The 25,441-nt window shown below is 41.9% G+C and carries 23 protein-coding genes; 12 read left to right on the top strand and 11 right to left on the bottom strand.

The window, feature by feature from the left end; translation table 11 throughout:
* Positions 1 to 69 precede the first annotated feature (69 nt).
* The 10 genes from VXQ92_RS01230 to VXQ92_RS01185 all read left to right on the top strand — a co-directional run bounded on the left by VXQ92_RS01230 (position 70) and on the right by VXQ92_RS01185 (position 8,980).
* Positions 70 to 603, top strand: a complete 534-nt coding sequence (locus VXQ92_RS01230) for a gamma carbonic anhydrase family protein (RefSeq protein ID WP_416679984.1) — start codon at positions 70 to 72, stop codon at positions 601 to 603.
* Positions 604 to 688: 85 nt separating this feature from the next.
* Complete coding sequence (locus tag VXQ92_RS01225; RefSeq protein WP_416679983.1) at positions 689 to 871, top strand: antibiotic biosynthesis monooxygenase family protein; 183 nt, start codon at positions 689 to 691, stop codon at positions 869 to 871.
* Between the two features lie 371 nt (positions 872 to 1,242).
* Positions 1,243 to 1,551: an acid-activated periplasmic chaperone HdeA gene (gene hdeA / locus VXQ92_RS01220; protein ID WP_064095478.1), complete on the top strand. Its 309-nt coding sequence runs from the start codon at positions 1,243 to 1,245 to the stop codon at positions 1,549 to 1,551.
* A gap of 449 nt (positions 1,552 to 2,000) precedes the next feature.
* The gene (locus VXQ92_RS01215; RefSeq protein ID WP_416679982.1) at positions 2,001 to 3,206 is read left to right on the top strand and encodes an alpha/beta hydrolase family protein; all 1,206 of its coding nucleotides are present in this window, start codon (positions 2,001 to 2,003) and stop codon (positions 3,204 to 3,206) included.
* 293 nt (positions 3,207 to 3,499) lie between these two features.
* Positions 3,500 to 3,985 (top strand): NUDIX hydrolase, encoded by a 486-nt coding sequence (locus VXQ92_RS01210; protein ID WP_064095480.1) that lies wholly within the window; start codon positions 3,500 to 3,502, stop codon positions 3,983 to 3,985.
* Positions 3,986 to 3,989: 4 nt separating this feature from the next.
* The gene (gene mnmA, locus VXQ92_RS01205; protein ID WP_064095481.1) at positions 3,990 to 5,129 is read left to right on the top strand and encodes a tRNA 2-thiouridine(34) synthase MnmA; all 1,140 of its coding nucleotides are present in this window, start codon (positions 3,990 to 3,992) and stop codon (positions 5,127 to 5,129) included.
* 7 nt (positions 5,130 to 5,136) lie between these two features.
* The gene (gene hflD, locus VXQ92_RS01200) at positions 5,137 to 5,868 is read left to right on the top strand and encodes a high frequency lysogenization protein HflD (protein ID WP_064101387.1); all 732 of its coding nucleotides are present in this window, start codon (positions 5,137 to 5,139) and stop codon (positions 5,866 to 5,868) included.
* A gap of 54 nt (positions 5,869 to 5,922) precedes the next feature.
* Positions 5,923 to 7,311, top strand: a complete 1,389-nt coding sequence (gene purB / locus VXQ92_RS01195; protein ID WP_064101388.1) for an adenylosuccinate lyase — start codon at positions 5,923 to 5,925, stop codon at positions 7,309 to 7,311.
* Positions 7,312 to 7,399: 88 nt separating this feature from the next.
* On the top strand, positions 7,400 to 8,026 hold the full coding sequence (locus VXQ92_RS01190; RefSeq protein WP_416679980.1) for a DUF2238 domain-containing protein: 627 nt from the start codon (positions 7,400 to 7,402) through the stop codon (positions 8,024 to 8,026).
* A 357-nt stretch (positions 8,027 to 8,383) separates the two neighbouring features.
* A complete protein-coding gene (locus VXQ92_RS01185; protein WP_416679979.1) occupies positions 8,384 to 8,980 on the top strand; it encodes a hypothetical protein in 597 nt (198 codons plus the stop codon).
* A 133-nt stretch (positions 8,981 to 9,113) separates the two neighbouring features.
* Here the strand turns inward: VXQ92_RS01185 and sohB are convergent, their stop codons facing one another.
* From sohB to VXQ92_RS01145, 8 genes are all read right to left on the bottom strand, one after another.
* Complete coding sequence (gene sohB / locus VXQ92_RS01180; protein WP_064095486.1) at positions 9,114 to 10,076, bottom strand: protease SohB; 963 nt, start codon at positions 10,074 to 10,076, stop codon at positions 9,114 to 9,116.
* 532 nt (positions 10,077 to 10,608) lie between these two features.
* Positions 10,609 to 11,520, bottom strand: a complete 912-nt coding sequence (gene pstB, locus VXQ92_RS01175; RefSeq protein WP_416679977.1) for a phosphate ABC transporter ATP-binding protein PstB — start codon at positions 11,518 to 11,520, stop codon at positions 10,609 to 10,611.
* Positions 11,521 to 11,534: 14 nt separating this feature from the next.
* Entirely contained in the window at positions 11,535 to 12,926 is a 1,392-nt protein-coding gene (gene pstA, locus VXQ92_RS01170) for a phosphate ABC transporter permease PstA (protein WP_064095488.1), read from the bottom strand.
* Positions 12,926 to 14,305 carry a phosphate ABC transporter permease subunit PstC gene (gene pstC / locus VXQ92_RS01165; protein ID WP_005107378.1) on the bottom strand — a complete coding sequence of 460 codons (1,380 nt, stop codon included), beginning with the start codon at positions 14,303 to 14,305 and terminating at the stop codon, positions 12,926 to 12,928. The genes pstA and pstC overlap by 1 nt, the downstream gene beginning before the upstream one ends.
* Before the next feature lie 104 nt (positions 14,306 to 14,409).
* A complete protein-coding gene (locus VXQ92_RS01160; RefSeq protein WP_004279710.1) occupies positions 14,410 to 15,441 on the bottom strand; it encodes a substrate-binding domain-containing protein in 1,032 nt (343 codons plus the stop codon).
* Positions 15,442 to 15,901: 460 nt separating this feature from the next.
* Positions 15,902 to 17,251: an MFS transporter gene (locus VXQ92_RS01155; RefSeq protein WP_085064273.1), complete on the bottom strand. Its 1,350-nt coding sequence runs from the start codon at positions 17,249 to 17,251 to the stop codon at positions 15,902 to 15,904.
* Positions 17,252 to 17,424: 173 nt separating this feature from the next.
* On the bottom strand, positions 17,425 to 18,957 hold the full coding sequence (locus VXQ92_RS01150) for a pyridoxal phosphate-dependent decarboxylase family protein (RefSeq protein WP_416679973.1): 1,533 nt from the start codon (positions 18,955 to 18,957) through the stop codon (positions 17,425 to 17,427).
* 3 nt (positions 18,958 to 18,960) lie between these two features.
* Positions 18,961 to 20,334 carry a diaminobutyrate--2-oxoglutarate transaminase gene (locus VXQ92_RS01145; RefSeq protein WP_064095493.1) on the bottom strand — a complete coding sequence of 458 codons (1,374 nt, stop codon included), beginning with the start codon at positions 20,332 to 20,334 and terminating at the stop codon, positions 18,961 to 18,963.
* A 474-nt stretch (positions 20,335 to 20,808) separates the two neighbouring features.
* Here VXQ92_RS01145 and VXQ92_RS01140 point away from each other — a divergent pair, with 474 nt between their 5' ends.
* Together VXQ92_RS01140 and VXQ92_RS01135 are read left to right on the top strand one after the other, a co-directional pair.
* Positions 20,809 to 21,510, top strand: coding sequence for an SIMPL domain-containing protein (locus VXQ92_RS01140; protein WP_416679971.1), 702 nt, complete (start codon positions 20,809 to 20,811; stop codon positions 21,508 to 21,510).
* Between the two features lie 164 nt (positions 21,511 to 21,674).
* Positions 21,675 to 22,271, top strand: coding sequence for a phosphatase PAP2 family protein (locus VXQ92_RS01135; RefSeq protein ID WP_144724504.1), 597 nt, complete (start codon positions 21,675 to 21,677; stop codon positions 22,269 to 22,271).
* A gap of 66 nt (positions 22,272 to 22,337) precedes the next feature.
* Here the strand turns inward: VXQ92_RS01135 and proB are convergent, their stop codons facing one another.
* From proB to VXQ92_RS01120, 3 genes are all read right to left on the bottom strand, one after another.
* Entirely contained in the window at positions 22,338 to 23,471 is a 1,134-nt protein-coding gene (gene proB / locus VXQ92_RS01130) for a glutamate 5-kinase (RefSeq protein WP_416679969.1), read from the bottom strand.
* 27 nt (positions 23,472 to 23,498) lie between these two features.
* Positions 23,499 to 24,716: an Obg family GTPase CgtA gene (gene cgtA / locus VXQ92_RS01125; protein WP_064095497.1), complete on the bottom strand. Its 1,218-nt coding sequence runs from the start codon at positions 24,714 to 24,716 to the stop codon at positions 23,499 to 23,501.
* 162 nt (positions 24,717 to 24,878) lie between these two features.
* On the bottom strand, positions 24,879 to 25,409 hold the full coding sequence (locus tag VXQ92_RS01120) for a hypothetical protein (RefSeq protein ID WP_416679967.1): 531 nt from the start codon (positions 25,407 to 25,409) through the stop codon (positions 24,879 to 24,881).
* Between the last annotated feature and the right edge of the window lie 32 nt (positions 25,410 to 25,441).

Below are 25,441 nucleotides of genomic sequence, written 5' to 3'. Positions count from 1 at the left end.
AAGCATACATTCCTGGAATGTATGCTTTTTTATTTTATAATGATCATAAATTTTCAGGGTAATACTGACATGAGCCAAAATATTCGTTCTTATCTGAATACCACTCCGCAAGTGGCAGATTCCTGTTATATCGATCCAATGGCCGTAGTCGTGGGTGATGTAATTTTGGCTGAAAATGTCTCAGTCTGGCCTTTTGCCGTGATTCGTGGAGATGTTAATTCGATCCGGATTGGTAAAAACTCGAATATTCAAGATCATGCCATGCTGCATGTAAGCCACAAGAAAGCAGACCAACCGGAAGGTTCACCCCTGGTTATTGGGGAAGATGTGACAATTGGTCATCACGTAACGCTGCATGGCTGTACCATTGGCAATCGTGTTCTGATCGGGATTAATAGTATTATTCTGGATAATGTGGTAATTCCGGATGATGTCATGATTGGTGCAGGAACTTTAGTACCACCGAATAAAGTTTTGGAAAGCGGCTGGCTCTATGTGGGGAGTCCTGCAAAAAAATTAAGACCGTTAACTGAAAAAGAAATAGCATTCTTGCCATATTCAGCACAAAATTATGTAAAAGTTTCCCGAAATTATCTTGGATAAATAAAAATATTTATATCTCAATATATTATTTTAATCCTATTAGTTTAATGCTTGCTTAAAAACAAGCATGACCTAGAGAATTAAAATGTTTATTGCGGTCTATTGTTTCAAAATTAAACCAGCGACAGATGAAGCTTTCGTGCAAGCATGGAAAACACGTACAGAAGGGATTCATCTGGTTCTAGGTTCTTTAGGCTATCGCCTCCACAAAAACAAAAAGACCGGTGATTATATGGGTTATGCTCAATGGCCAAGCAAAACACAGTGAGAAAATGCCGGCTTTAACTATCTCAATTCACAAGAATATTTAAGTATAAGAAATCAGGGGAAGTAATGCGTGAAACCGTTATTTCAAGTATATTAGAATTAATCTCGGCATCATCCAAAATCAAATTCTTAAAATTTACTTGAAATATACCATTTCTCAAAATTGTAATATTAATTTTCAAACAATTTAATAAATTAATATTAATATTATATCTATTAAATACTTACTATGATTAAATTAATTTTATATAAAATTAGATACACATTATTAATATACATCCTATCAAGTATCAGTTAATTTCACCAAATAAGATTATAATTAAATATTATAATCTCAGATAATTTCATAACCGTCATAAGAGATTAATTAAAATGAAAAAATTATCTATTATCATTTTATCTTGCGTAGCATTATCTCCATTTTTTGTAAATTCTGCTTCCGCAAAAAAACCGGTAAACCAATGGACATGTGAGGACTTTCTTGTATTGGATGCTAAGTACCAACCAACTGCTGTTGGCGTAACTATAGCTTTAAATATGAATAATAAAGGTGTAGAAAATCAGATTATTGATACACAAGGTATTGAAAAGGTTACACCTATTATGGTTCAAGAGTGTAAGAAAGATAAAAAACAAAGCTTTAGACAACGTTTGGCTAAAGAATGGGCTAAAATAAAATAAGCCCTTCATCTGTCTTTTTATATAAAAAACAGTAATTAAAACTAATTACTGTTTTTTAGCTCTTTACGATTGATCATTATATTTTTTTCACCAATCATTTTAGGTTAATTAAATCCAGTGATTTAAACCATGAAGCATATTCTTAACCCTTTATTAAATACAATCCCTCCTAGATCTTTTATAGTTTTATAAAATATAAATTTAAATTAATAAAAATTTTATTTACAGCCCCTCATTTTATTACTTTAAAGATAATTAATTCATTAAATCTAATCCATTCATTTACATAAATTATCAAATATAAGACACTTCATTTCAGGGGCCTAAATCTTACAAAAATAAATATTTAACTGTTTAAACTTATTGTGAAATTGTCTATATTTTCACCTAGATCATCCTAAAGATTTAGAATATTTTAAATTATATAAGTAAGAGTGGAGAATACTTCCATGTTGAAAATAAAAAATCTGATTTCAAAAACCATAGTCAGCTGCATATACTTGGGTTCCGCATATGTGTTCGCTTCTCCCGCTCCAGCCAATCAGGATAAAACCCTGTTTTCTGATATTGCAGCAAAAACACCAGGTACACTGCTGTCTATAAAAGAGCAAACTCCCGATCTCTTTACCAATGCTTCACAACGGTTTTTAATTAATTATCGCAGTCGTGGAGTAAATGCCGAGCCTATCGTCACTTCTGGATTCATTTTATTGCCTAAAGGCAAGGCACCCAAAGGAGGCTGGCCTGTACTAGCCTGGGCTCATGGTACAACTGGGGTGGCCGATACCTGTGCACCCTCTGAGGATTATGTGGGCGGGCCAGTACATGTCTACCAGCAAATTGCAGCAACGGCCCTAAATGCCTGGCTTGCGCGTGGTTATGCAGTAGTCGCACCCGACTATCAAGGTTTAGGTACGCCCACCTTACATCCCTATATGAATGCCCAGAGCCAGTTGCATACTGTAGTGGATGCTGTAAGAGCGGCCCATTTTTTAAAGCCCTATCAGTTTAGTAAAGACTGGTATGTCATGGGACATAGCCAAGGTGGTGCTGCCACTATTATGGTAGCCGCACATGGGCAAAAATATGCACCAGAATTCAAGCTTCGGGGAGCAATTGCTCTTGCGCCAGGAGGGTATCAATATCAGGGAATTGCTGAATATGTAAAAACTCATCCACAGATTTCATCGAGTGTTGCTTCGTTTTTTCCTATTGTTCTTTTAGGTGCTGAAGCAGCAGATCCAACGCTTAACCCTACGAATCTCGTTAGCCCCGAGATGAATAAAATTCTTACTTTTGCACGTAGTCGTTGTTTGTCAGAATTGCAAGATGACTTAAAGCAAGCGCCCAAAACAGTTTTCAAGCCCGATGCCAATCTGACACCTTTGATTACCTATCTAAAAAAACAGTCAATTGAAAATATGATCCCTACCGTACCTGTGATGCTGGTACAAGGTGATAAAGATCAACTGGTCGATCCTCGTGGAACTTATGCTTACTTTCAGCAAATTTGTAAAATGAAAAAACCTATCGAATTCCATGAAGTTAAAGGTGGAGATCATCGTGATTCCCTAAGACAGAGTCCCACCCTGATTGGCAACTTTATTAATTCTGTGGACCAAGGGAAATTTCAAAGTAACTGTAATCTAAAATAATATAAAGTATTGAGCCGTCTAGTCAGAGCTCAATGCATAGATGCGATTGAAAATATATTAAAGCTCCTTTTTCAAAGGGGCTTTTTTACAAACACATTTTCGCATATTTCAGCCAGGTGTCAGCCTATAACCTTATTTAATAGCGAGAATTTTAATGTTTTTCCTTTATTTATACCGCTCGATTCCTTTTTAAAATCTCGATTATTTACAGAATCAAAGAAATCCTGCCCTTCACATAGCCACACACCCCAAAATTTTATACAATAGTGCATCCTTTTCCATGGTGCTGCCTTATGACCGCTTGGACTGCTCACGTCACTGTCGCAACTGTTGTTGAAAAAGACGGAAAGTTCCTGTTTGTAGAAGAACATGCTGAAGGTGTGATGCACACAGTTTTTAATCAGCCAGCAGGTCATGTCGAATGTGGTGAAAGCATTATTGAAGCTGCCATTCGTGAAACTATGGAAGAAACAGGTCATACCGTGGAAGTAAAACACTTGTTGGGTATATATACCTATACTCCACCGATGTTCCCTGACCGCACCTATTACCGTTTCTGTTTCTTGGCCAATTCCATCGCCTATGATCCGAATGCCACTTTAGATACAGGCATTGTCGGTCCAGTGTGGATGACGCTTGATGAACTGATTGAGTCTGCTCGCGCACGTAGCCCACTGGTAATTAAAGCCGTGCAAGATGCACTTTCAGGTCAAAAATATCCTTTATCGCTCATTTACGAGCACCAAAATTCTCCCTTAATTTCAAATTTGGATGCCTAATCCTATGCAACAACGTGTCATCGTCGGTATGTCTGGTGGTGTAGATTCATCTGTGTCTGCAGCACTCCTACTTCAACAGGGTTATCAGGTTGAAGGTCTTTTCATGAAAAACTGGGAAGAAGATGACGGCACAGAATACTGTACGGCAATGGAAGATCTTGCCGATGCACAAGCCGTTTGCGACAAGATCGGGATTAAACTGCATACTGCCAATTTCGCGATGGAATACTGGGATCGCGTCTTCGAGCATTTCCTGGCAGAATATGCAGCCGGACGTACGCCTAACCCAGACATTTTATGTAATAAAGAAATTAAATTTCGTGCCTTTCTCGATCATGCAGTGAACCTGGGTGCAGACTTTATTGCGACAGGTCACTATTGTCGTCGTGGTGAAACCATGACCAACTCACGTGGTGAAGAATATGCACCGCTACTGCGTGGTGTGGACAATAACAAAGACCAGACTTACTTCCTGCATGCTGTCCATGGTCGTGAAATTAATAAGACTCTGTTCCCTGTTGGCGAAATTGAAAAGCCACAAGTCCGTAAAATTGCAGAAGAATTAGATCTGGTTACTGCCAAGAAAAAAGACTCGACTGGGATCTGTTTTATTGGTGAACGTCGTTTTAATGACTTCTTGAAGCAATATTTACCCGCTCAACCCGGAAAAATTGTACTGGAAGACGGTAAAGAGGTTGGTGATCATCACGGCTTAATGTACTATACGCTCGGTCAACGCGGTGGCATTGGTATTGGCGGTATGAAAGGAGCTGCTGAAGGCGCCTGGTTCGTATTGCATAAAGATATCGAAGGCAATCGTCTGGTGGTCGGCCAAGGCCATGAACATCCTCTCATGCAAAGTACTACACTTTGGAGTGAGGCAATTGACTGGGTGGCAGGTGAGCAGGATATTCCTGAAACAGGTTTCCGTTGCACAGCCAAAACCCGTTACCGTCAGACTGATCAGGCATGTACTGTGTATCAAGATTCAGAAGCGCCGAATGGTGTTCGTGTTGAGTTTGATGAACCTCAACGTGCGGTGACCCCAGGTCAAAGCGTGGTGTTCTATTCAGGTGAAGTTTGTTTAGGGGGGGGTGTGATTCATCATACCAATGCGCCTAAACCTGATTTTATAAAAGGATGAATTCGGCATGACGGAGTTACCATTTCAACCAGCCACAACGTTGAATACTCGTCAAAATCGTGCTTTGGCATTAGCAGGTGTGTTTCAGGCCACCCAGCTAACCCATATGACAGCGGTGACAGGTCAGCAAAGCATTGGTGAAAGTGGTAACTTCTATTTTGAACAGTTAATTAAAGCCAGTCTTAATATCCGCCCCGGCAGCAATCAGAACGCCCAGACTTTAGACTTTTTTAACCAGTTGGCCGATGTTTCCTTAGGTTTAAAAACATTAGAAAGCAGCCTTATTCAGCCCTTCAACACTTCACCCAAATCCAGAATTCCAAAACTTTCCAGTACAAAACTTCCAATGACCTATGCAATGGCACTTCTTCAGTTAGAAAAGAAGGTCTATAGCAATCCCAAATTTGTTGAAATTATTGAACAGTCCCAACAGAAAATTCTCAGACAGCTTTCTTTCTTTGATAATAATTACCTGCACCCCAGCATCATTGCCAATCTAGCTCAAACCTATGTCGATACGGCCGGTCAGATTAATCCGCGAATTATGGTACGTGGTAATGCCGAAGCCTTTAAAGATGCCGGACATACCAACCGCATTCGTGCGTCCTTATTTACCGGCTTGCAAATGGCACATCTGTGGCGTCAGCTCGGTGGCAGCTCTTGGGGCATGGTATTTGGCAAACGCAAGTTGCTACAAGATATTCAGAATCTAGCGCGTTTACAGTTTCAGGTGGTTTAACTGATGCTGCACGTGTTTCGTTTTACGTTTAATTCCAAAATCTAAGGAATCGATATGAACGCTTTAACTGCACTTTCTCCATTAGATGGACGTTACGCGAGCAAATGTGATGCTCTACGTCCCTTTCTTTCTGAGTTTGGTTTAATCCATGCTCGTGTGACTGTTGAAGTGCGTTGGTTACAAGCGCTTGCAAACCATCCGGAAATTACTGAAGTTCCGGCGTTTTCAGGCGAAACTAATGCAGCGCTTGATGCGATTGTGAGCGATTTTTCTGAAGATGATGCCAATCGCATCAAAGAGATCGAACGCACCACCAACCACGACGTTAAAGCGGTTGAATATTTCCTGAAAGAAAAAATCGCTGGTATCGAAGAACTTAAAAATGCCGGTGAATTCATTCACTTTGCATGTACGTCTGAAGATATTAACAACCTGTCACATGCCTTGATGCTGAAAAGTGGTCGTGATGTACTGGTTGCATCTATGCAGCAAATCATTGATTCAATCGTTGCGCTTTCTGAAAAACATGCAGACCAGCCAATGTTGTCTCGTACTCACGGTCAAACTGCAAGCCCGACGACTTTGGGTAAAGAAATGGCGAACGTGGCTTACCGTCTTGCACGCCAAATCAAACAGTTCAAAAATGTTGAGCTACTGGGCAAAATCAATGGTGCAGTCGGTAACTACAATGCGCACTACTCTGCTTACCCAGACATCAACTGGCCTGCGCATTCACAAGCATTTGTAGAGTCTTTGGGTCTAGACTTCAACCCGTACACCACTCAGATCGAGCCACATGACTACATGGCAGAACTGTTTGATGCGCTTCGTCGTTTCAACACAATCTTGATCGATTTTAACCGTGATGTTTGGGGTTATATTTCGCTTGGTTTCTTCAAGCAAAAGCTGAAAGATGGCGAAGTCGGTTCTTCAACCATGCCACATAAAGTGAACCCGATTGACTTCGAAAACTCTGAAGGTAACTTAGGGCTTGCCAATGCTGTACTTGCCCACTTAGGTGAAAAACTTCCAATTTCTCGCTGGCAGCGTGACCTGACTGACTCTACTGTGCTTCGCAACATGGGTGTTGGTTTTGCGCAGAGCTTAATCGCGTTTGAAGCGTGCTTAAAAGGTATTGGCAAACTTGAGTTGAACGCTGCGCGGATCAATGAAGACCTGGACAATGCACAAGAAGTATTGGCTGAACCAATTCAAACTGTAATGCGTCGTTACAACGTTGAAAAACCGTACGAAAAACTAAAAGCACTTACTCGTGGTCAAGCCATGACTCGCGACATGATGGTTGATTTCGTAAATGGTAACGAGTTGGAAGCTGTTCCTGCTGCTGAGCGGGCGCGTTTAGCAGAAATGACTCCTGCTACTTACACAGGTAATGCTGCAGATCAGGCAAAACAAATTAAGGACTTGATCGCTAAAATTTAATTCAGACGATTAAGACTAAAAGCGAAGCTCCGGCTTCGCTTTTTTATTTATAATTATGATCAGTTTAAAATAATTGCATAAGACGCCGATGATAGATCATCAATTAAGTAGCAAGCATTTTGTCAGTTTAGCGATTCTGGCAATCGCAGTTATAGTGGCCAGCATTCAACCTTTAGAAATAGAGTCATATTTGCTCCATCAAGCGGGCACAGTTTTTATGGTGCTGATGCTACTCCTCTGCTTATATAAGATCGGAATAAATTTTCTCAGTTTTAATCTTTATATTCTTTTTCTGCTGATCCATGTGGTGGCAGCCCATTATCTGTATTCTTATGTGCCATATAACCAGTGGATTGAGCAAATTTTTGGTTTTAATCTGAATGAAACAATGCATTGGTCACGCAATATGTTTGACCGTTTTGTTCACTTGGCCTACGGATTATTACTTTATCCTGTTTTTTATCGTTTGTTTCAAGTCTGGATTCCAAAACAGAAACCGCTCACGATTTTTCTTTTGGTTATTCAATTTGTGATGGCCGGCAGCCTGATTTATGAATGGCTTGAATGGTTCATTGCTATTCGTCTGTCTGCAGAAGATGCGGAAAACTATAATGGACAGCAAGGCGATATCTGGGATGCACATAAAGATATGTTACTTGCAACCATTGGTGCCATAATCACAGGTAGCATCATGTTAATACAGTCCAATAAATAGTCTTCCTGACACTATCTTCTAATTTTATTAAAAAAATCATTTATATAGAATTTTATTTTCCACAATTAAATTTGACTTAAAGTTGATATTAATTTTTAGTATAAAAATGTTTATAGGAGACTCCCCAATAATAAAATGCTCTATTAATGGAAAGTTAAAATAAAATTTTAACTTTATTATTAATTCAATTTAATTCTGAGCAAGATAAAAGTAAAACCAGGACATCATTTTCCTTATTTGACTATCCATGATCATATATAACTAAACACACCTTAATATCAACAAAAATTAACCCATTTAATAGACCTGAGATTGTATGATCTTCGATATCGAATAATTAAAACTAGGTAATAAGAAATGGCTCACAATATTATTCTGATCACATGGAATGAACCCTCAAAAGCCTTTGAAGGTTTTAATAAATTAAAAAATTCACCTATCCAAAATATTAACGAAATTACCCTTCTCAAACGTCAAGAAAATGGAAATTTCAAAATTGAGGAACAATTAGATCCTAGGCAGGATAGCGGCTTGGTAGGCGGAGGCCTGCTTGGTGCCTTAATTGGAATATTAGGCGGCCCACTCGGGATTGTTCTAGGCTTTACCGCGGGTGCATTACTCGGTGAGTCTTATGACATTAATCATGAGCAGGACGATATGGCTGTATTGACAAAAATCAGCCAAGCCTTACCTGAAGAAAGTACAGGCTTGCTCATTGATGCTTATGAAGAATCTGAAGATTTTATTGATGCTTTATTTGACAAAACCGGTGCAACCATTTATCGCTGGAGTTTTGATGATGTGCAATCAGAAATTGAAGCGAGCGTTGAAGCTTGGCATGAATCGCAGCGTATCGCCAATGTAACCCTAAAAGAACAAAAAAAGGCTGAACACAAAGCAAGACGTCAAGCAAAATGGGAAGCTCTTAAATCCCGCTTCCATCTGTCCAAATAACCCAGCGAACAGATGGTCCAATCTTGAATCAATATCCTGTGATTACATCTTCAATGCAGGACATTTATTGTATAGATAAAAAAAGCTCACATTCTGTGAGCTTTTTTTATTCACTAACTTTTATAACCAATGATTACAGTTTTGGATCACGCATTTGTACCAAGTTTGCATTTGCTTTGCTTAAGCTTTCCATGACTTTATTCATGACAGTCGGCACAAGTGAATCAGCAATTTGCGCTGCTTGCAGGCCCAATTTTTCACCCAAAGTTGGTTTCTTGCGAGTCTGCAGTAAATAAATATCATGCTGAGTTAACACATTAAGCAAGTATTCATCCGAGGTTTGCAGGGTATCAACAAGATTAAGATCCAGCGCATCCCGACCATACCAATGCTCCCCAGTTGCTACTTTTTCAATATTGAGCTGCGGGCGATACTTCTCAACAAAATGTTTGAATAAAGCATGGGTTTGCTGCAATTCTTCCTCAAACTTGGCTTTACCCTCTTCGGTATTTTCACCGAACATAGTCACAGTACGTTTGTACTCACCTGCGGTATAGAGTTCAAAGTCAATTTTGTTATCTTTCAACAGACGGTTAAAATTTGGTACCTGAGCAACCACTCCAATTGAACCCACAATTGCAAAAGGCGCCGAAATAATTTCATTAGCGATACATGCCATCATATAGCCACCACTAGCGGCTACTTTATCGACACAGATGGTCAGATGAAAACCTGCTTCACGTAAACGCACTAGTTGCGCTGCAGCAAGTCCATAACCATGCACCATACCGCCTGGACTTTCCAGACGCACCACAACACGGTCACGGCCTGCTTTGGCAGTGGCGAGAATCAAAGTGATTTCTTCACGCAAACCTTCTACTGCGGAAGCAGCCATATCACCTTTAAAATCGAGTACATAGATTTTCTGATTGGTTTTCTTACGCGCACGCGCCTCTTTTGACAGTTGTTGTGACAACTGTAAAAGTTCCAGTTTAGAGCCAGTAGTTTGCGCTATTTTTTTTCTTTGTTCATTGATACGCGCATTGAGATGACTAATACGGATTTCAGCGGACAGTTTTGGAGTATGAAATAACATAAAAAATCAGTTCTCTATTTAATTAGTTCGGGCTTCTTACTTTAGATTAGGTCAATTTATGTTTTTTTCAATACAATATTGTTGCTTAATTGATTAGTATTACAAAAAACCTATTTCCTACTGATAGTCCGTCTTGGCAATAATACCCACTAACAGGGCAGAATTCGCATATAAAGCTTTGTGCTGCTTTGTCTTATTTATAATAGAGATTCAGACTTATCCCACACAGCAAGCAGATCATCCTTTTACAGTTGATGCTATAAACCACCCACGATTACACTCAACGTAATCAGCAACATCAGAAAGATGGACTTCTTTTTTATCATTTCCATAGACTGTACAACCTTTTCCATATTTATTTTTTGGTAGCTCTGCCATTTTCTAAAATTTAGTATGCTAAAGGAATTTTGGAAAAACTAGATTCTCTTTATTTTTCCAAAATTTAATGACCCTATTCCTTTATTCTATATACATTCATTCTGTCCAGAGATAAAAAAAAGAGCTATATAGCTCTTTTTTCAGAAAGTAATAATTAACCAAAACGCCCTGTAATATAGGCTTCAGTCAACTGATGATCTGGCTGGGTAAAGACTTTTTCGGTCGAGTTGACTTCAATCAGATCACCCAGATGGAAATACGCAGTGCGGTCAGAAACCCGTGCAGCCTGTTGCATGGAGTGAGTTACAATCGCGATGGTATATTGCGTAGATAGCTCAGAAATCAGCTCTTCCACTTTAGCGGTTGCAATAGGATCAAGAGCTGAACATGGTTCATCCATCAGGATCACTTCAGGTGATACTGCAATTGTACGTGCGATACATAGACGCTGCTGCTGACCACCTGACAAACCTGTTCCCGGCTGATTCAAACGGTCTTTCACTTCTTCCCACAAGCCGGCTTTACGTAGGCTGCCTTCCACAATTTCCTCAAGATCATACTTGTCACGTGCTAAACCGTGCAATTTCGGGCCATATGCTACGTTATCAAAAATTGATTTCGGAAACGGATTCGGCTTCTGGAACACCATACCGACTTGGGCACGCAACAATACCACATCCAGGTTTGGATCATAAATATCCTGATTGTCCAGCATAACCTTACCACTCACCCGACAACTGTCGATAGTGTCATTCATGCGATTTAAGGTACGCAGGAAGGTTGATTTACCACAGCCTGAGGGCCCAATAAAAGCAATCACTTCATTTTCATAAATGTTCAGGTCAATACCCTTAATCGCTTCCGCTTCACCATAGTACACATGCACATCGGAAGTACTAAGTTTCACATTCGTCGCCTTTACATCTTTTTTGCTGCTTTGCGTATCGAACTGGGAAACAAACGGAGTTGCCGGCTTTTGGGTCGCCTCATCCGAGCTAAATTGTGTCTGTTGTGAATTCACGGATTGATCCTTTTCTAAGGAATTTTGAATAATAGTTGTGTTCATGATTCTGCCCCCTATTACCAACGGACTTCAAATTTCTTACGTAGCCAGATAGCCAGACTGTTCAAGCTGATCATCATGGCCAGAAGTACAATAATTGCCGCTGCAGTACGACCTTCAAAGAAGTTACGCAATTCATTGCCTTGCCATAAGAAAATCTGCACCGGTAAAGCCGTTGACTGATCAAATGGAGTAGCTGGAACGCTGGCAACAAAAGCACTCATTCCGATCAATAATAATGGTGCTGTTTCACCCAAAGCTTGTGCAACTCCGATGATTGCGCCCGTTAAAATACCCGGCAAAGCCAATGGCAACACATGATGGAATACTGTCTGAATACGGGAAGCGCCGAGTCCTAAAGCTGCCTGACGAATCGAAGGTGGAACAGCTTTAAGTGATGCACGTGTGGTAATAATCACGGTCGGCAAGGTCATCAGACTCAGAACCAGACCACCCACCAATGGTGCTGAGAGTGGCAAATGCATCCAGCCAATGAAAATTGCTGCACCCAACAGACCGAAGACAATTGAGGGAACGGCTGCCAGATTGTTGATATTGACTTCTACGACATCGGTAATCCAGTTTTTCGGTGCAAATTCTTCCAGATAGATCGCAGAGGCTACCCCGATTGGAATCGAGATAAAGATCACGATCATCATCATGAACAGCGAGCCCATGAAGGCACCTGCCAGTCCGGAAGTTGCCGGCGAACTGCGCGAATCCGGGCTAGTAAAAATATTGGTATTGAAACTATTCTCGATTACACCAGCGGCTTTCATTTCATCCGCCACCTGACGTACTTCAGGACTTAGTTGCTGCTGTTCATCTGGAAGATCACGGTCAATATTTCCAGCTAACCAGACATCAACATTAGCATCAGCCAGAATTTTCACTTCTTTGCTTTGACCGACCAGAGCTGGATCTTTCATAACCATGTCACGCAAACGGTAAGCTTCCGAGCTAGTATATATAGAACCCAGTTCATCACGTTGACTTTCCAGCTTGCGGTCTTTGGCAATCATGCCGTTGATAATCAGGGCATCCCAATCCACCATGCCCACTTCGGTCTGCCATGCAATAAAGCGATCTTCAAACTGCACCGGAGATTCTCCTGCAAGAGGCTTTGGTTTCGGGCCAATATTCACAATGGCAGGATCGAAATAGATCGGCAAATTCATACTGCTTTGCCAGAATGCAGGAAGACCTTTGGACAAAATGCTACCGAACAGCAATACCACAAAGAACAAACCTGCAAGTACCGCAGAGAAACCAAATAGACGGAAGGTTTTTTCTTTACGATGACGTCGTGCCAAAGAGCTTTGAATGGTCTTCTTACGCTTTTCACGCAGCTCGGCAGCGACGGATGGATCAATACGCTGATCCACAGGCGTTGTATTTGAAGTACTCATTAGTCGTATTGCTCACGATATTTACGCACGATGATCAGTGCAACAATGTTCAAACCCAGGGTAATCACGAATAGCGTCAATCCTAGTGCAAAGGCCACCAGTGCTTGTGGACTAGCAAAATCAGTATCGCCAGTTAGCTGATTGACGATGGTAATCGTAACCGTAGATACGGCTTCAAGCGGATTGGCATGCAGCTGCGGACTGTTACCAGCTGCCAGGACCACAATCATGGTCTCACCAATCGCACGTGACGCTGCCAACAGGAACGCACCAATAATACCGGGCAAGGCTGCAGGTAAAACCACCTGACGGATCGTTTCAGATTTGGTGGCACCCAAACCCAAAGAACCATCACGTAAAGCACGTGGTACTTGAGTAATAATGTCATCTGACAGAGAAGATACAAATGGAATGATCATGATGCCCATGACCAGACCGGCGGTCAGCGCGCTGGTGGCATTAATTTCGAGTCCGACCAGAGCACCCATACTTTTAAGGAATGGACCGATAATCATCAAGGCAAAGACACCATAGACAATCGTAGGAATACCCGCCAACACTTCAATCGTAGGTTTTGCCCAAGAGCGGAATCGCGGTGAAGCATATTCTGCCAGATAGATCGCAATCATCAGACCAACCGGAACTGCAACTAAAAGTGCGATCCCGCTGACCATGAGCGTGCCCCAGAGCAGTGGCAATAAACCATAACTGCCTTCAGCACTGCCTGAGGTACTAAAACCTGGGTTCCATTGAGTACCAAAGAAGAAATCCAGTGGGCTGACAAAGCTGAAGAAACGCATTGCCTCGCCAAACATCGACATCACAATCCCGAGGGTGGTCAGAATTGCCACACCAGAACACAATGCCAGGCCGATATTAATCATTTTTTCGACCTGGTTACGCGCACGAAATTCCTGGCTAATATGTTTCTTGGCCCAGACCAGACCAGCCAGCGCCGCCGAAATCACCACTGCCAGTTTGGCAAACGTACCAATGGTCGAGAATTTAGCCAGCTGTTCCGCAGCTGCGACTTCATAGGCTGCAGGTGTATCACTCACCCCGAAACCTGAGGCAAGTGCCTGAACGCGATCAATCACAACACTCAGACTTGCCGGATCCAGACTGGCCGAAACATTTTCTGGCAAATGGTTGAGTACCACCTGCTCCAGAAAAGTGGGTTCCACCATATTCCAAACAATCAAAATTAAAAACGCAGGGATACCACACCATAGTGCAACCAGGGCACCATAATATCCGGGACGCGAGTGTAAGTTTGCAGAATTGCTTCCCTTACCTGCTAAGCTACGGCTTTTACTTAATCCGATTTGATAGGCTATGGCCATGATGGCCAATAACACACCTATAAGTAGCAGATTCATGTATTCTCCACTGTTTTTTCAATTTTCATGGTTTGAAAAAACTTGTTTATCGCAAAAAGCCGATGGTAGGTTGACCCTACCACCAGCGTTTTCAAAATCATTTATTACTTCACAACAACCGCTTTACCAGCCTTGAAATTTGCCAGGACTGCTGCACGTTCTTTATCAGACATTGAAATCAGACCTGCTTTTTCCAGCTTAGAGCCTTTGCCAGATACTTTCTTGTTCAGGAAGTATTCTGTGAACTGCGGTAAGCCTTTGATTGATTTCAAGTGCTCGCCTTTTACGTAGAAGAACAATGGGCGCGATACCGGATAAGCACCATTCAAGATGGTCTTTTCAGAAGGCGCTACATTGTTCACTGTGGCAACACGTAGACGGTCACGGTTCTGATCATAGAAACCTAGGCCAAACACACCTACCGCACTTGGAGAAGTTTTTAAACGTGCCAATGTTTCGGTATAGTCACCGGCAATCTCAACCACACGGCCATCTTTACGGAATGTCGTACAAGCTTTTTTCTTGGCATCTTTGTCTAAAGACTTAATTGCAGCGTACGTTTCACAACCTGCATCCACCATTTTCTCCTGGAAGACTTCGCGCGTACCATGATTCGATGCAGGAATTACCAGGGTGATTGGTTCATTTGGAAGTGCTTTGTCAATTTGGTTCCAACGCGTGTACGGGTTAGCGACCATTTTGCCATTTGATGGAAGTTGTGCAGCAAGTGCAGCGAAGACATGTTGTGGACGCAGTTTATAAGCCGCTTTATTGGCATTCGATGCAAATACAATACCGTCATAACCGATTTTGATTTCTAGGACTTGGTTAACGCCATTCTTTTTACATTCTGCCAGCTCTGTAGATTTGATTTGACGAGAAGAGTTTGCGATATCAATCGTGTTATCACCCACGCCATTACAGAACTGCTTTAAACCACCTGAAGAACCGCCAGAACCGACAACTGGTGTTTTAAACTGTGGAAAAGTATTACCGAATTCTTCTGCCACGATACTGGCATATGGAAGTACAGTTGAAGAACCTGCAATTTGAATGGTGTCACGTGCTGCGTGTGCAGTCGTTACAGCAGTTGCCCCGGTTACTGCTAATGCTAAAGCTATATTTGTAAAGCGCATTCTAGTATCTCTCTCATTTATGCAAATTTGGAGTACACCACTTTTTATTCAGTTTTGTACTTCTTTCGATACCTGCATTTTGATTTTAGAATATGACAGATAAGTTACAGCTTTATTACGATTTAGTGATTTTTCATCTAGCGGTTTTTTCTTGATTAAATTTTTATGGATTTCAATGATTAAGTTCTTTTTGTCATTCACTTCATTAAAAAATTTTAGACCAATGACATGTAACAATTTTTATAAACCTGAACTCAGGATAAATCCTGCTCCCCAGTTTTACATAAGCCTATGACAAATAAATAACAGGCTAAACAGGATTCAGATCTTCGGTGTTTTTGTGGTGAATTTCGATCTGGGAAATGACCTTTTTGTTTTTTAAGCTCACAAAAAAAAAGGAGATCTTTCGATCTCCTTTTTATTTAAATACAGAATTTCAATCTAACTACATACAAAAATATTATGCATCTATCAGAACCTGTGGAATACGATATTTAATCAGGAATACGCAGCAAAGAGCGAATACTAAAGGTACGCCGAGCGCATAAAAATAACCTGAAACACCATATTGCGTGAGTACAATTCCGCCAATGGCTGATCCTACAATTGCACCCATACGTCCCATTCCAATTGCCCATCCTGTTGCAGTTGCACGAACTTGAGTTGGATATGCAGCGACCACCAGGTAATTCAAAGCCAATTGCTGACCACCAATTCCAAATCCTGCCAATGCAATCAAAGCGAAGATATAGCCCCACTGATTACTTTCAATAAATAAACCTAAACCAGCGACGATCACCAATCCTGTAATTAGCATAAAAGTGAGAATTTTAGCTGTATTTACTTTAGGTAGCCAATAAGCTAATGGCAAAGCAAATAAGATAAAGGCAGCATTTACTGTAACCGATGCGTAAGGCGCATTTTCCGGTGCCAATCCTGCCTGTTTCAATACAGTCGGCAACCACGATAACAACATAAACCACGCAATCCAGTTAAAGAAATAAGTACCCCATACGCCAATGGTAGTACGAGCCAAATTATTTTGAAACAAGATCGCTAACTTGGCTTTTTGTTGTTGTGTATTATTTGGCTGAAGTAGGTCTTTAGTTCTAATCTCGCCAATTCCCGGAGAAATTTTATTGAGAATTTTTTGAATTGATCTCAAAGAGGAACTTTTATTGTTTTGCGCTAAATATTCCAAAGATTCAGGCAACAAGAAATACATGACAAACAATAATAGCAGCGGGAATCCACCGCCAATCAAATAAATCCCTTGCCAACCTAGCACTGGCAAAATCTTGGCAGCCAGTAAACCACCTAACATCGCTCCTGCTGGCAAGGCTAACAACACGCCTGTGGTAACTGTGCCTTTGAAACGTTGCGGAGAATATTCAGCAGCCAATGCAAGCAACACAGGTGTCGCCCCGCCCATCCCTAATCCGGCAATAAATCTCAATACTAATATTTGATCAACATTCGTCGCATACGCAATAAATATAGTGGCTAGAGAAAAAATGGCCGTACAGATGATTAATGTTTTTCGACGTCCTAATTTATCCCCTACCAGTCCTAAGAGCATTGCACCTATCGTCATTCCTACGATACCTGCAGTTAAAATCGGTGCTAATGCGCCTGTTTCTAAATCAAAGTGTACTAGCAAGGCTGGTGCGGTAAATGCAACAGCTTGGGTATCAAAACCATCAAATAATGCGATCAGAAAACAAAGTGCAATGACCATCCACTGATATTTAGAAATTCCTTGATCAATCACTGTTTTGATGAGTGATTTTTCTTGTATATTTTGCTCCATATTCCCGAGTTTTCCATTTTATTTTGAATAGCTTATAATTTTGAAAAACACGCAGCAAAGACTTAAAAGGTATATTTATATATTGGAGCTAGTTTGATCCTGGCATCTAAAACCGAAATTTAATTATAAAAAAAGGAGATCATTTCGATCTCCTTTTTTCACACCACCATCACTTATGCAATGGGTGGCGTATAAGTACCGTCAGCGATTGAATCTTTGATACGATCCGCTTCTGCAAGCACTAGCGCCAGCAAGTTCTTCACGTTATCAAGTGTTGCAACTGGGCTTAAAGTGGTCATTTTCAGAGACTGAACCTGACCAACTTTCGTTACACCAATGTTCGCTTCACCACGTGCAAACAGTTCGTCTGCTACGTTTTGGTTGAGCGTATCGAGCAATTCAACCGGATAGCCCGCTGGAACCACACGGAACAGTACAGAGGCAAATTGAGGCTCAAGCAGAAGCTCTAAACCGTCAGTCGCTTTAATGTAGTCTGCTACATCACGCGTTAAGCCAACACCATGATCGATCATCGAACCATAAAGCTCTTCGCCCAATGCTTCTACAGTCATCCATAATTTCAAGGCATCAAAACGACGCGTCGTTTGTAGCGACTTCGACACCAGGTTAGGAACACCATGTTCTTCATCATAAGCAGAGTTTAGGTACTCAGCTTCATAATGCATGAAACGGTAGTTCGCTTCATCTTTTAACAAGAACGCGCCACAAGAAATGGTCTGGAAGTAATGCTTATGGAAATCAAGCGTGATCGAATCTGACAGCTCAATCCCGTCCAGCATAGAACGATAGTCATTGGATAGAATCAGTGCACCACCCCATGCCGCATCGATGTGCATCCACGCGCCATATTTATTGGTGATTTCACGAATTTCTTTCAATGGATCAATCGCGCCAGCATCAGTTGTACCCGCAGTCGCTACCACACATGCCACGATCTTGCCTTCAGACTGAAGGTGCGTCATGGTTTTTTCCAGCGCGTCTACGTCCATCTGTGCATTTTCATTCACAGGTACAGTCACGACAGACTGGAAGCCCATGCCCATCATCGCCATGTTCTTTTGCACAGAGAAATGTGCATTTTCAGAACAGATGACTTTGACGTTGCGCATTGCATCCGCAGGAATACCATCACGCTGAACAGACCACGGATTGCCGTTTTCGTCTTTCCAGTTTTTTGCGATGCAGGCATCACGTGCCAGCAATACACCCATCAGGTTCGATTGTGTACCACCAGAAGTAAATACCCCTGCCTGACCTGAACCATAACCCACTTTTTGACGCAACCAGTCGATTAACTGAACTTCCATCAAAGAACCCGCTGGGCTTTGATCCCAAGAGTCCATTGACTGGTTAGTTGCATTAATCAGCACTTCTGCAATCTGGCTTGCCACCATGGTAGGACAGTGCAAATGCGCTAGAGAATGCGGATGATGTACTTTCAGGCTTTTGTTGAGGAATAGCTCAACCATACGCTCTAAAGACTTCTGGAGGCCCATACCTTCTTGAGAAGGCTTGAAAGAAATTGCGCTACGCAATTCCTTAATGCTACCGCCTGGGTACATTTTGTCGTCTTGCAACCATGCTGCAACCGCTTTGGTCGCCTGTTCCATTGCTGACTCATAGTCAGCAATGGATGCAGCATCATTGCAGAGTAACGCTTTACGATGTTCTGCAAAATCTACCATGAATTATACGCCTCGAACTGCTATCAGAGCTTCAGCAACCGCTCTCTTGAAGCGGACAATAACTTCTTCACATTCTGTTTGAGTGATGATCAGTGGGCAAAGTAAACGGATTACCGTACCGTTACGACCACCTTTTTCAAGTAACAGTTTGTTGTTGAAACAAGCGGTCTGAATTGCTGCGGCCAATTGACCATCAGCAGGCAAAGAGCCCATATGATCCGCTGGTTTACGCTCGTCAACAATCTCAACCCCGATCATCAGACCACGGCCACGCACGTTGCCAATACATGGAAATTCATTGGCTAACTCTTTTAATGCAGACTGTAGATAATCACCGCGCTCTTGTGCATTTTGCGCCAGGTTCTGCTCTTTAATCGTATTGATTGTCGCAAGACCCGTACCCATAGCCAACTGGTTGCCACGGAAAGTACCGGTATGTCCGGCAGGCTGCCATGCATCAAACTTGCGTTTAATACCTAGAACCGCAAGCGGCAGGCTACCACCCACAGCTTTAGACATCACTACAACATCAGGCTCAATGCCGGCATGTTCGAATGCAAACATCTTACCTGAACGCGCAAAGCCTGCCTGTACTTCATCAAGAATCAACACGATGTTGTGCTTTTCAGTCACTTCACGGATTTTTTGCAACCATTTTACTGGCGCAGTCACCACACCGCCTTCACCCTGAATCGCTTCGAGGATTACAGCTGCAGGTTTGGTCACGCCGCTTTCGACATCCTCAATGAAGTTTTCAAAGTAGTAAGTCAGGGCATCTACACCGGCTTCACCGCCAAGACCCAATGGGCAACGGTATTCATGCGGATACGGCATAAATTGCACGCCTGGCATTAAACCGTTCACTGCATTTTTCGCAGACAGGTTACCTGTCATTGCCAATGCACCGTGAGTCATACCGTGATAACCGCCAGAGAAGCTGATTACAGAGCTACGACCGGTAAAGGTTTTCGCGAGTTTGATTGCAGCTTCTGTTGCATCTGCACCGGATGGACCGCAGAACTGCAAGCAGTACTCTTCTTGACCACCTGGAAGATAAGAAAGAAGTGCTTCAGTAAAAGCATCTTTTAAAGGAGTAGTAAGATCCAGGGTATGCAATGGTAGACCGCTTGCAATCGTATCCTGGATGCTTTGAATGACTGCAGGATGATTATGGCCTAATGCCAACGTCCCTGCCCCAGCTAAACAATCAAGGTACTCAGTACCTTCAACATCGGTAACCCAGCAACCTTGTGCTTTCGCTATCGCTAACGGTAATTTACGTGGATAACTACGCACATTCGATTCCATCTGACTTTGGCGAGTCAAGTAGTATTCGTTTGTGGAATTGGTGGCAGGGTTTACAGAAGTAACGCTCATATCGAATTACCATCTCTGATATGGGTGAAAGAAATAAGTCTGGTGACGTTTGGTCCTTTGACTCGGCGCTTTATAAGGTTCTAGCTAGCAGTTTTGTATTCGAATAACTAGGAGGCGGATGATACCGAATTTTTCAGGAAAATAAATAACTTTCAGTCACATTTTGTCCTAATCTTTATCGAAAAAAAACATCGTGCCAATCCATCCCCTGAATCATCATCTTACAGCCTGATAGCAGAAAGGAAAGCCTGTTCTTTTATGCTTTTTTGTAGCACAGCTAATATTCAGAAAATAAATTTTAAAATTTATTATTAAACAATTAATTATTAACAATAAATATAGATTAAATAATAAGTTAAAATGAAAGAAAAATTAACACTCTTACCACAAATATTTCGTAAAAAGATCACAATTGAGAATTAATATTTCTTTAACGGCTTAGATGGCCAATTTTAAGAATAACAGGACAATTTCATGCGTCTCTTAGCACTTAGCAGTTTTATCCTTGCCAGTACCCTCGCCACAGGCGCATTTGCAGCTCCTGCCGAATCCATGAATTATAATATTGTTAATCTTTCAGCAGAGGCCAGTCGTGAAATTTCAAATGATGAAATGCATGCCGTACTTTATATTGAAAAATCCAACAAACAGCCGGCTGAACTGGCCACCCAAATCAACCAGCTCATGAGTCAGGCGATTGCTACAGCACGCAAATATCCTACTGTGAAAATCGAAACAGGTACACAAAGTACTTACCCTATTTATGACAATGATAACCGTAAATTAAAAGAGTGGCGTGGTCGTGCCCAGATTCGCCTAGAATCAAAAGATTTTAAAGCGGCTTCGCAGCTCATTGCAGAATTGCAGCAAAATTTCCAGACCGAGTCAATTAATTTCAAGGTATCAGATGAAAAGCGCAAAAAAGTTGAAAGTGAACTGATGATTGAAGCGACTAAAAACTTCCAGCAACGCGCCCAAGCACTCACCCAGACCTGGAACAAACCGGGTTATCAACTGGTAAACTTGAACATCAATACCAATAACTATGCACCACAGCCCGTACCGCGTATGGCCATGATGAAATCAGCTTCGTCTGATATGGTTCCAGAGCAGGCCGTTGCGGCAGGTGAATCGCAAATGACTGTTAGTGCCAATGGCTCGATTCAGTTTAAATAAAACTTCATTATATTATTCGTATTTTTAAGAACCACCCTTTTGGGTGGTTTTTTATCATGTGAATATTCTTTAAAAAGCGAAGCTACAAATTCATACAAACTCAGATATGAATTGAGCTTTGACCGGTTTACAGTAACGGACATTTGCACCAGCCCTTTCTACTCATGTCTCTTGATCAACTGAACCTTTCCCTGTTTCATCTTCTTAATGTACCTGATCAAGCCTCGATCTGGATGATCAACTATGCCTCCCTGATTGCGCACGATCTGGTTTATCTTTTTCTGCTGATTTTTGCTATTGCCTGGTTCCGTGGCAGTTACGAAGTAAAAACAGGGATTATCAAAGCCTTCATCTTTACAGCTATTACCTTATTAATGAGTGAAGTATTGTCTACGGTACTCAATACCCCACGCCCGTTTGTGATGGATGTTGGTCGCACCCTGCTTGAACATGCGCCGACTGGTTCTTTTCCCAGCAACCATATGAGTATTTTTAGCGGGATTGCCTTCGCCTATTATTTTTCACCGCAGCGAGACTTGGGACGAATTCTAATCTGGACAGCTTGGCTGGTAGCGTGGTCGCGTGTTTATGTCGGTGTACATTTTCCGATTGATATGCTGGGTGCATTCCTGATGGCAATAACAGTAAATTTAGCTGGATTACCATTGTGGTGGAAATATCAGGATAAACTCATGCGCTTTATTTTAAATATTCATCTATCGCTGTTTGCGCCATTGATCCGGATGGGGTGGATTAAATAAGCTTCAATGACAAAAATCCCGCTCGAAGGCGGGATTTTTTTATCTCTTAACTTAAATCCGAATGGCTTAGTAGATCGCCATATGATTGCGATGAATCATTTCTAGTGAACGTGCCTCACCTAACACCTGATGTACTTTATCTGATGCCAGACCACGAACGATATCTGCTGAACGCGAACTGAAATTGACACGACCGACCGCAATCCGGTGACCTTGTGTATCGACACATTCAACCACATCACCGCGTTCGAAATGACCCTCAACCGCTTTCACCCCTACAGGCAACAAGCTGCGATGATTGTCTTTAATGGCTTTTACTGCACCATCATCAATCACTAAACGACCTGCAGTTTGCAAGTGAGCAGCTAACCATTGCTGATGCGCTGTCATACGATCTTTGTCAGTTACAAACAAGGTACCTAATAATTCGCCAGACATTAGACGTGATAGAACACCATCACTATCACCACTTGCAATTAAGGTCGGACAGCCAGACTTTGCAGCCAGACGTGCAGCACGAACTTTGGTCAGCATGCCGCCACGACCAAATTTCCCGCCTCCACCGGCCATATCAAACAGGCTTTCGTCCATAGCACGTACGGTATGGAACAGTTTGGCATCGGGATTAGACCGCGGGTCTGAGTCAAACATTCCTTCCTGATCCGTTAAGATAATCAGAAGATCTGCATGTACCTGACCAGCCACCATGGCAGCAAGCGTGTCGTTATCACCAAAACGGATTTCGTCAGTAGAAACCGTGTCATTCTCATTGATCACCGGAATCACACGCCATTCAATCAGGTGCTGCAAGGCATCACATGAGTTGAGATAGCGACGACGATCTGCCAGATCATCATGAGTCAATAGTACTTGAGCAGTTTGAATCTTGTGTTTCTCAAGTACGCTTGACCAAGTATGAATCAGGCCCATCTGACCGATGGCAGCACAAGCCTGAAGACTGGGTAGATCGGTGGGTCGATTCTCAAGTTTCATTCGCACCATACCTTCAGCCACAGCACCGGAAGACACCAGAATAATCTCGTGTCCTGCATTGTGTAGATTTGCGATTTGTCCCGCCCAGTGCGAGATGGCATCTAAATCTAGACCTTGTCCGTTTGCTGTGAGTAAAGATGATCCGATTTTAACAACGATTCGTTTACAACCCTTGAGCTGACGTTGCCCATCTACCACTTCTATCATCTTGTCCTCAGACTCTTCTCTCAGAGATTAGCGTACGTAGTACACTTCCACATCACTATCATCATCGCCATCTTCATCATCTTCGTCATCGCCTAGAATACCGGCAAGACGTTGCTGACGACGCATCTCACGATACGCTTCTTTTGCAGCGATGGTTTGTTCACGTGTTTCAGCTTCAAGCTGATCACGGAATGCTTTCATTTCTGCTGCATATTCTGGATCTTCAGTTTCGCGTTCACGCTGCTCTTCGATCTGATCCATCAGGTAGTAAACTACGTCTTTGGTGCCTTCAGCCGTTAAGCCAGAAGTTTCAAAAACCGGCCCTTCCCACTGCAATTCTTCAAGAATATGAGTACACCATTCTTCACGTGTTTCCTCAGCCAACTGATCGACTTTGTTCAGCACCAATACGATCGGTAGTTTTGAAAGCGTTGGGGAGAAGTTTTTTAGCTCTTTCATAATTGCTTTGGCATTATGTGCCGGATCTGAGCCATCAATCGGTTGTACATCAACGATGTGCAACAGGATACGGGTACGCGCCAAGTGCTTCAGGAAGCGAATCCCAAGACCTGCACCTTCAGATGCGCCTTCGATCAGACCTGGAATATCCGCCATCACGAATGAACGGTGACTGTCGGCATCGACCACACCCAGGTTTGGCACCATAGTAGTAAATGGATAATCTGCCACTTTTGGTTTTGCAGCCGAGACTGCACGAATGAAGGTTGACTTACCCGCATTTGGCATACCCAGCAAGCCGACATCGGCCAGAACTTTAAGCTCTAGACGGATTTCACGGAATTCACCTTTTTGACCATGCGTACACTTACGTGGTGAACGGTTGGTCGATGATTTAAAGTGGGTATTACCTAAACCACCCTCACCGCCTGCCGCAACTTTCACGCGTTGACCATCTTCGATCAAGTCGCCAATAATGTCACCAGACTCTACATCTACAATTGTTGTTCCTACCGGAACTTTTAATACGGTATCTTCACCGCCACGACCAGCACAGTTCGCCCCACGGCCATTTTTTGCTCGTTCTGCACGGAATTTACGTGTATAACGATAATCAACTAGCGTACTGGTGTCGTCGTCAGCCTGAATATAAATGCTGCCGCCACGACCACCATCACCACCATCTGGACCACCAAATGGTACGAATTTTTCACGGCGAAAACTGGCTACGCCATTGCCACCGTCGCCAGCCTCTACGGTAATGACTGCTTCATCAACAAAGCGCATATTGCCAATCCTCTAAAAACTTTAAAACCCCATATTCTGCCATATTTTAAAGAATTTCTCGACTATATTTATGACACAATCAATGAAGATCGTTCACCTTGCTCTGAATTTTATTCAACAAGCCTGATTTCCTTGTTTTGAAAATTAAAAATCATATAATTCTTACTTATATAAGGTGTAATTAATAAGTTGCTCTAGTATAGGATCAAATCCTATCTGAGATTTTCTAATCGTTTCTCTAGCATATTTATTAGAATTCTTGTGTAAAATATCCCCATACTCAACATTACGTTCTTGTGTCTGCTGATTAAAACTTGTAGTGATTTCATACAAATTATCATTTAAAAGAATAATAGATTTCTTGATTTGTATTCTTAAATCATGAAATTCATTAACATTTTTCTGACTCTTTTCGAAGCTGATATTGCTTACACAAAAACCGCTAAATATTTCATTATTAAGTGCTCTTAATTCCAATATGTCAGTGGTTATATCTTTAGCTAAGATCGCTACAACCTCACTCCCTTTCTGCTCTCGCCAACTGTTATATGTCATCAATACTGCAACAGGTGCAAAGATCGCTGCAGACCAAAGCAAGAGATTGGTTGCTAAAGTAATATCAACTTTTAAAAGTTTAAAGATTGCATAAATCGCAATGCATAAAACTAAAATGATCGCGTACACTGCAAACAAAGTAGCAACCAGATTTTCTGACTTATTCCTGT

This window comes from Acinetobacter sp. 228, assembly GCF_048147885.1.
This window is presented reverse-complemented; position numbering and strand designations above follow the sequence as displayed.

Coding starts and splice junctions, on each gene's coding strand:
- VXQ92_RS01230 (WP_416679984.1), top strand. CDS start 70: ATGAGCCAAAATATTCGTTCTTATCTGAATACCACTCCGCAAGTGGCA.
- VXQ92_RS01225 (WP_416679983.1), top strand. CDS start 689: ATGTTTATTGCGGTCTATTGTTTCAAAATTAAACCAGCGACAGATGAA.
- hdeA (WP_064095478.1), top strand. CDS start 1,243: ATGAAAAAATTATCTATTATCATTTTATCTTGCGTAGCATTATCTCCA.
- VXQ92_RS01215 (WP_416679982.1), top strand. CDS start 2,001: ATGTTGAAAATAAAAAATCTGATTTCAAAAACCATAGTCAGCTGCATA.
- VXQ92_RS01210 (WP_064095480.1), top strand. CDS start 3,500: ATGACCGCTTGGACTGCTCACGTCACTGTCGCAACTGTTGTTGAAAAA.
- mnmA (WP_064095481.1), top strand. CDS start 3,990: ATGCAACAACGTGTCATCGTCGGTATGTCTGGTGGTGTAGATTCATCT.
- hflD (WP_064101387.1), top strand. CDS start 5,137: ATGACGGAGTTACCATTTCAACCAGCCACAACGTTGAATACTCGTCAA.
- purB (WP_064101388.1), top strand. CDS start 5,923: ATGAACGCTTTAACTGCACTTTCTCCATTAGATGGACGTTACGCGAGC.
- VXQ92_RS01190 (WP_416679980.1), top strand. CDS start 7,400: ATGATAGATCATCAATTAAGTAGCAAGCATTTTGTCAGTTTAGCGATT.
- VXQ92_RS01185 (WP_416679979.1), top strand. CDS start 8,384: ATGGCTCACAATATTATTCTGATCACATGGAATGAACCCTCAAAAGCC.
- sohB (WP_064095486.1), bottom strand. CDS start 10,076: ATGTTATTTCATACTCCAAAACTGTCCGCTGAAATCCGTATTAGTCAT.
- pstB (WP_416679977.1), bottom strand. CDS start 11,520: ATGAACACAACTATTATTCAAAATTCCTTAGAAAAGGATCAATCCGTG.
- pstA (WP_064095488.1), bottom strand. CDS start 12,926: ATGAGTACTTCAAATACAACGCCTGTGGATCAGCGTATTGATCCATCC.
- pstC (WP_005107378.1), bottom strand. CDS start 14,305: ATGAATCTGCTACTTATAGGTGTGTTATTGGCCATCATGGCCATAGCC.
- VXQ92_RS01160 (WP_004279710.1), bottom strand. CDS start 15,441: ATGCGCTTTACAAATATAGCTTTAGCATTAGCAGTAACCGGGGCAACT.
- VXQ92_RS01155 (WP_085064273.1), bottom strand. CDS start 17,251: ATGGAGCAAAATATACAAGAAAAATCACTCATCAAAACAGTGATTGAT.
- VXQ92_RS01150 (WP_416679973.1), bottom strand. CDS start 18,957: ATGGTAGATTTTGCAGAACATCGTAAAGCGTTACTCTGCAATGATGCT.
- VXQ92_RS01145 (WP_064095493.1), bottom strand. CDS start 20,334: ATGAGCGTTACTTCTGTAAACCCTGCCACCAATTCCACAAACGAATAC.
- VXQ92_RS01140 (WP_416679971.1), top strand. CDS start 20,809: ATGCGTCTCTTAGCACTTAGCAGTTTTATCCTTGCCAGTACCCTCGCC.
- VXQ92_RS01135 (WP_144724504.1), top strand. CDS start 21,675: ATGTCTCTTGATCAACTGAACCTTTCCCTGTTTCATCTTCTTAATGTA.
- proB (WP_416679969.1), bottom strand. CDS start 23,471: ATGATAGAAGTGGTAGATGGGCAACGTCAGCTCAAGGGTTGTAAACGA.
- cgtA (WP_064095497.1), bottom strand. CDS start 24,716: ATGCGCTTTGTTGATGAAGCAGTCATTACCGTAGAGGCTGGCGACGGT.